This is a genomic window from Pseudogracilibacillus amylolyticus (SeqCode) (assembly GCF_051918545.1).
GTDB lineage: Bacteria > Bacillota > Bacilli > Bacillales > Amphibacillaceae > Pseudogracilibacillus.
Window position 1 is genome coordinate 1 of record NZ_JBPPZG010000243.1, and the last position, 5,274, is coordinate 5,274.

Below are 5,274 nucleotides of genomic sequence, written 5' to 3' on the forward strand. Positions count from 1 at the left end.
AAAAGAATAGTAATGGAAGACCACAGATTTCAGAAGCTAAATATCTGGAAATTAGCGAAGTGCTAGAGGAATCATACAACTATGAGCAAGAAATTACACTTACTGTATATCGAAACAAGCAACGCGAAAAATACACAGGAATTGTAAGAGGGATGAATACAAACACAAGGAAAATAGCATTTGATGCTGTAGGGGAACTAGATCAGCTTAAAATAGATGCTGGCATTATTGTGGATGCGGAGTATAGGGGATAGATTAGAAAAGACCGCCAATTGTGGCGGTCTAATTTATATTCGTCAGTTGTTTTATAAGCCTACCCACATTAAAATTTTTAGCCCCAATTTAGCCCCAAAAGTAGCCCCAAATCGATTCATTAACCTGCATTATCTTGCGTTCTTTGTTTTCTCGTAATATCCTAGTAGTGTTATTATGGCAAGGTTTCAATAGTTTCTTTACGTTGTTTGCAAAATCATTTGTTTTCTTACCCATAATTATATATGGGGAAGAATACAATTGATACCACAAGGGTTGGGGCTAACCTAAGTTAGTTAGCCCCAGTATTAGCCCCAGATATGATATCCGAGAAAACACTAACAGCTTTGTCTTCTATCTCTTTAAATGAATGAGAGTATAATGAATTAACCACTTTCACAGTATTACCTAAACGTTCCGCGACTGTCCTAGCTGGAATGCCGTTATTGATTAAAGTCGTGGCATGAGTGTGTCTTAACCCATGAGGTGTGATCTTGTTAAGTTTAATATCTTTTTCTCCACAAGCCTTGTAAATGTTTTTGATGGCATTATGTAATACCATGTAGCTACAAGGTTTAGCGTCATTCTTCGAGATGAAAACAAAATCATTTTCTTTGTCTAGTTTTTCACCATTAGTAAACTTTCTTTCTAAACACCACTTTTGATATAATTTAAGTTGCTTGATAACTAAATCATCGATACCAATTGTTCGGTAACTATTTTTTGTCTTCGGGGATCTTAGCCCATAATTATCTCTGGTGGCTTCTACAGTTACCGTTTTTTGTTTAAAATCTATATTTTTCCACTTCAAACCTAGAGCTTCACCTTGACGTAAACCTGTGTAAGCTAGTAACACAATCATGGTGTGACTAGTTATGTTTTTTTGTTTCTTTGATAACCACAGAAAGGTATTTAGCTCTTTTGGCGTTAAGAAATTCGTTGATTGTTCATTATCCTCAACTTTCATCTTACCAAACTTGTTGCGTGTTAAAATATCATCTTCAACAGCTGCGTTTACGGCGGCCATAAATCTTGTGTGGTACTGATTGACTGTGCTGGGTTTAAATGTTTTAAGTAAATCATTAATAAATAATCTTTTATAGGTTGATCTGTCTAACGTTAAAAGTTTTAGCTCACCGATGCGCGGGTTGATTATGTCATCTATTGTGAGTCTTCTTTGCTTCTTGGTAGAAACTTCCCAATCAACGCTATAAGTCTCATACCATATATCGAGCCATTGAGATACTGTAATTTGGTCATTTTCTACTTTTGTATGATTACCATCTAATAGATCGGCTTTAACTTTTAATAATGCTCTATATGCAGCCTTTTCTGTTTCAAACGAACTCTTTTTCTTCTCCCTTCTCTTTCCTGAAGTATCTTTGTATTTGTGGCGATACATCCAGCGTTTTTCACCGCTTTTCAAAAAGTAGTAATAGACCTCTTCATCAATCTTTGATTTTTCTAATTTCAATATTATTCATCCCTTCATACGTGGGTAGGCGTATAATCGGGAATAAATTTAGACATCACCTCCTTAAAGTGAAACGTTTGTTCTTTTTAAGTGTAAAATTTTTTAATAAGAAGCTGTTCGGGAACACCGTATTCTTCAGTAGCTTCTTGAATGGTGACATTTTTCAATTCTTCCTGATTGTAGAACATCTCTATGGCAAATTCATGAGCCTCCGTTTCATATCTATCAGTCATGTAGTATGTATTGGCTTTCAAAAAAGCGGAATTTATCTCTGGGTGTAATGTAATATGACCGAGTTCATGCATAATGGTATAAAGTTGCTTTTTATAAGGTATATCTTCATTCACTTGAATTGTAAAAGTTCTATAGTAATTAGTGAAAAATCCATATGATCTACCTAAAGGTCTGTAAATAATCGGTATTCCCTTTATTTTAGCTATCTCAAATGGATCTGTTGTACCATACTTTTTAAATAACTGATTGACCCTCTTTTTTATTGTCACGGAATCATTCCCTTACCTGTATTTCTTAGGGGTGAATTTCTTCTTAGCTAATCTCTTGTGTAATCTTATAGCATCTCTCATCGCAGATACATACATTTCGTAGTCTTCTTTATCTGTTTCGCTGGGAGTTTTCCCATCAAATGCAGCAAAACCAAAATTACTTTCTGCATTATTAAGAATGCGTTGTAATTCTTCTTCTACTTCTTTTTCGTCTTTTTCTGTTAAATCATAGTATCTTCTCTTATCAGTACGACCAAGAAGATAATCGGTGGATACGTCAAAATAGTCGGCTACTTTTTTTAAACTAGATCCGTTTGGAGTTTTTTTCTTCCAAGAATAAAGTGAATTTCTTCCAAAACCGAGCTTTTCCTCTAATTCCACAACCGAAATTTTTTGTTCATCGCATAATTTTTTTACTATATCAAATGTCGTCATATCAACCATCCTAGATACTCACCTTACATAAAATAAACTTTTTTATAGAATTATGTTGACATCTATACTAAAGTTTAATATACTCTAGGTAAGCTATTTGATTAGCGAAAAAAGACAATAAAAAATACGACCTATCTAAAAACATTTTTACGCTGGGGAGCAGATAAAATGTGAAGTTACAGGCTTTTTAAAGTCTTATTTAGCTATGTCTGTATTCTATACTAAAGTTTAATTATTGTCAATGCTTTTAGCTAAAAAATTAGCTTTTGTTCTAATGTGCGCTGTGATACCGAGCCAATGACGGTATATCTTTTCGGATTAATAGCTTAAACAGCGGTAGCAACGCTAATAAAATGAGAAAGGAGAGCAGATAATGTCGGACGATTTGAGCATCAAAGTTAGAAATGAACTTTACAAGAGAAAAATGAAACATGGAGAGCTAGCAAAATTGCTAGGAATATCCGGACCATATCTTTCAGATATTTTAAGTGGAAAAAGAACAGGTCCAAAAGCACAAGAGCATGCTAAACGCATTTGCAAAATATTAGGGATTTGAGGTTGAAATAATGATTGAAATTATTAAAAGTACGGGAGAGTTTAAAGAGATCGTAACGATGGCGTGGGCATTTATTGTTATCGGCATTTGGATTAAAACAGATTACACACGCCATCGTTTCATCATAAGAGCTGTTTCGTTACTTGTTTTAATCCCAGTTTTTTTGCTATACCTGTGGATTCTTTCTTAGTGAGTAAATAGAACTTATCAAAAACTTCATCGATGAGTTGAAAATATTTTTCGTTTTCTGGATATTTACCAGTCGAGAATTCAACTAAACGTAGTTGGTAAAAGTAAATGTCTTTAAATAGTTCAGCTGATTCAACATCAAGGTACTGAAGGTTATTAGAAATCAGGTTAAGTATTTCAAAATTATCGACAGGGACAATTTGGCTATATGAACGTACCGGATATCTAGACCGAAGCAAAGCGGTGAAAAACGGAATGTAAAAATTGTAGTAACGATCTTTCAATATTTCTTTTTTAAAGTCAGAAGTTTTAGACCAACGACCAAGTGCGAATGAAATGAATATGGAAATTAAACTAACGAAAACATTTAAATTACTTTTTATGAAGTCAACCAATTTAGAACACCTCTTTTCATTTATTATATCAAAAAATAAACAAAGTAGGAGGGATCTTAATGAATCAATTAATTCCGACCCAAGAGAGCAGTGAAGGAAATATTATAGTTACTGGACGAGATCTTCATGAGTTTTTAGAGATTGATACAAATTATACAACTTGGTTCAAGAGGATGTCTGAATACGGTTTTGTAGAAGGCACGGACTTTATTCCAATTTTGGAAGAAAGCTCTGGTGGTAGACCGAAACAAGATCACCACATTAAAATTCCGATGGCAAAAGAAATATCCATGTTGCAAAGGAACGAAAAAGGAAAACAAGCGAGATTATATTTTCTTGAATTAGAAGAGAAGTGGAATAGTCCAGAAATGGTTATAAAACGAGCCCATGATTTCCTTCAACAAAAAGTTGAAAAGTTAGAAACGGAAAATCTTGTCTTGATTCAACAAAATAATGAATTACAACCTAAGGCCTCTTATTACGATATGGTTCTACAAAACAAATCGCTATTGTCCGTTTCAAAAATAGCTAAAGATTATGGAATGAGTGCAATTAAACTAAACAGAATTCTCCATGAACTAGGGGTTCAATTCAAGCAAGGTGATATATGGCTACTATATGCGAAATATCAAGACAAGGGATATACGCAAACCCATACACATGTTATTGATGCTGATAAATCAAGGGTTATGACAAAGTGGACTCAAAAAGGAAGATTATTTATTTATGATCTTCTAAAACGAGAAGGAATACTCCCGCTAATTGAAAGGGATGAAGTCTCTTGATTCCCGCGAATATACAAGTTCAAATCGATGAAAAAGCTGTTCGGGAATACATTGAAAAGCAAATTCAGAGTCAAGTGCACCACCAACAGTTATTGGCTGACATAAATATGCTTTCGGAAATAACATGCATGTCCATCCGATATTTAGAGGATGAAATACTATGTGATCCGAGAGTGAAGTTATACGAACGCAGAAGAAACCGTAAACGTTGGTGGCTGTATAAGCCAACCATTGAAGCTATAGCAAGCATTGTTGATGAATGGTAATAAAATAAAACGCGTGGGTAGGCGTTAAGAATTTGGGAGAGGAGAAATCAAAATGACACACAAAGAACTTCAATCCTATCGTAATCGTTTTAAAGAAATCAAAAATAACGACGAACCGCTCAGAACCAAACGGCTCGTTAGTCTAATGAATGATCTAGAACAATCGTATAACATTCCCTTGTTTGCCATGGCAGTTTACGAAAAAAACAATCCAGAAGTTATGGAACTATATCGTGAAGTTTCTAATGCAAGGAAATTTTAGGAGGTGTGAGTAAAAAATGATTAGCAACGAACTACTCGATTATGTAGCAGACGGTGATCTGCACGCCAAATTATCAACTGTTGAATACTCCACAGATTTACGCGAAATCGTCACAGTTGGGCAAATGATTAAATATGCGGAAAGGGAGTGGGAGTGA

At 34.5% G+C, this 5,274-nt stretch carries 10 protein-coding genes; 6 read left to right on the plus strand and 4 right to left on the minus strand.

Annotated features, from left to right (window positions below; genetic code table 11):
• The coding region (locus tag ACPYKA_RS18420; protein WP_479543662.1) for a YolD-like family protein at nt 1-254 on the plus strand (254 nt) is incomplete at its 5' end.
• A gap of 290 nt (nt 255-544) precedes the next feature.
• On the opposite strand, the gene ACPYKA_RS18425 is transcribed toward ACPYKA_RS18420, so the two are convergent.
• The 3 genes from ACPYKA_RS18425 to ACPYKA_RS18435 all read right to left on the minus strand — a co-directional run bounded on the left by ACPYKA_RS18425 (nt 545) and on the right by ACPYKA_RS18435 (nt 2,664).
• Entirely contained in the window at nt 545-1,726 is a 1,182-nt protein-coding gene (locus tag ACPYKA_RS18425) for a tyrosine-type recombinase/integrase (protein WP_479543663.1), read from the minus strand.
• Nucleotides 1,727-1,812: 86 nt separating this feature from the next.
• Nucleotides 1,813-2,229, minus strand: coding sequence for an ImmA/IrrE family metallo-endopeptidase (locus ACPYKA_RS18430; protein WP_479543664.1), 417 nt, complete (start codon nt 2,227-2,229; stop codon nt 1,813-1,815).
• Between the two features lie 12 nt (nt 2,230-2,241).
• Complete coding sequence (locus ACPYKA_RS18435; protein WP_479543665.1) at nt 2,242-2,664, minus strand: helix-turn-helix domain-containing protein; 423 nt, start codon at nt 2,662-2,664, stop codon at nt 2,242-2,244.
• A gap of 373 nt (nt 2,665-3,037) precedes the next feature.
• Between ACPYKA_RS18435 and ACPYKA_RS18440 the strand changes: the two genes are divergently transcribed.
• A complete protein-coding gene (locus ACPYKA_RS18440) occupies nt 3,038-3,220 on the plus strand; it encodes a helix-turn-helix domain-containing protein (RefSeq protein ID WP_479543666.1) in 183 nt (60 codons plus the stop codon).
• A 122-nt stretch (nt 3,221-3,342) separates the two neighbouring features.
• Here the strand turns inward: ACPYKA_RS18440 and ACPYKA_RS18445 are convergent, their stop codons facing one another.
• Entirely contained in the window at nt 3,343-3,804 is a 462-nt protein-coding gene (locus tag ACPYKA_RS18445) for a hypothetical protein (protein WP_479543667.1), read from the minus strand.
• 59 nt (nt 3,805-3,863) lie between these two features.
• Here ACPYKA_RS18445 and ACPYKA_RS18450 point away from each other — a divergent pair, with 59 nt between their 5' ends.
• Genes ACPYKA_RS18450 through ACPYKA_RS18465 form a run of 4 tightly spaced genes read left to right on the plus strand, consistent with a single transcriptional unit; the run spans nt 3,864 to nt 5,274 of the window.
• Nucleotides 3,864-4,589, plus strand: a complete 726-nt coding sequence (locus ACPYKA_RS18450; RefSeq protein WP_479543668.1) for a phage antirepressor KilAC domain-containing protein — start codon at nt 3,864-3,866, stop codon at nt 4,587-4,589.
• The gene (locus ACPYKA_RS18455) at nt 4,586-4,855 is read left to right on the plus strand and encodes a hypothetical protein (RefSeq protein WP_479543669.1); all 270 of its coding nucleotides are present in this window, start codon (nt 4,586-4,588) and stop codon (nt 4,853-4,855) included. The genes ACPYKA_RS18450 and ACPYKA_RS18455 overlap by 4 nt, the downstream gene beginning before the upstream one ends.
• Before the next feature lie 52 nt (nt 4,856-4,907).
• Complete coding sequence (locus ACPYKA_RS18460; RefSeq protein ID WP_479543670.1) at nt 4,908-5,117, plus strand: hypothetical protein; 210 nt, start codon at nt 4,908-4,910, stop codon at nt 5,115-5,117.
• A 16-nt stretch (nt 5,118-5,133) separates the two neighbouring features.
• Nucleotides 5,134-5,274 (plus strand): hypothetical protein, encoded by a 141-nt coding sequence (locus ACPYKA_RS18465; RefSeq protein ID WP_479543671.1) that lies wholly within the window; start codon nt 5,134-5,136, stop codon nt 5,272-5,274.